Source organism: Neisseria sp. HMSC03D10 (genome assembly GCF_001807625.1).
Taxonomy (GTDB): Bacteria; Pseudomonadota; Gammaproteobacteria; order Burkholderiales; family Neisseriaceae; genus Neisseria; species Neisseria mucosa.
Genome location: NZ_KV789519.1, coordinates 1 through 542 on the forward strand (window position 1 = coordinate 1; position 542 = coordinate 542).

A 542-nucleotide genomic window follows, 5' to 3' on the forward strand; every position below is an offset into this window, starting at 1 on the left:
ACTTGGGTAGCATCCAGCTGCGCTTCGGTCGCTGCTTTGTTCGATCCTGCCAATGGGGCGCTGCCCAAGGTGGTATTGGTCAGTCCGCTGACAATGCCTTCTTTACCGTCAATCACTACCGGTTTACCGCCGTTCGCTGCGTCTTTGCCGATGGTGACTTTCTCGGCCAGGCTGAAGTCGATCGCTTTGCCTGTACCGCTTGTGGTAACGATGTTCTTGTCTTTGCTTGTGTAGGTAACGGTATCGCCCAAGTTCACTTTTTCAGACGACCCGTTGTCCGCAACGATGTTCAGACCTTTGCTGACTTCTTCGCCTACTTTATCCAAAGCGTCTTGAACCGTGCCTACGGCTTCATGTTTCGTACCGTCTGCTTTAGTTACAGTAAAGACAGGAGCTTCAATCGCACCAGTAATCGGGTTGATGCTGCTATTCAACGCTTTGGCAATCGGGTTCAGCTGGCTGACGTTAACCGCATCAGTGTCTGCCACACCTTTGGCTACGTTGGCGATTTTGTTGCCGCCATTGTTCAGACCGGAAGTAGT

1 protein-coding gene is annotated in these 542 nt (G+C 51.8%); it reads right to left on the reverse strand.

Annotated features, from left to right (window positions below; all coding sequences use genetic code 11):
* Positions 1–542 (reverse strand): hypothetical protein (locus tag HMPREF3066_RS13510; RefSeq protein WP_141743171.1); only part of this gene is annotated, 542 nt, incomplete at both ends.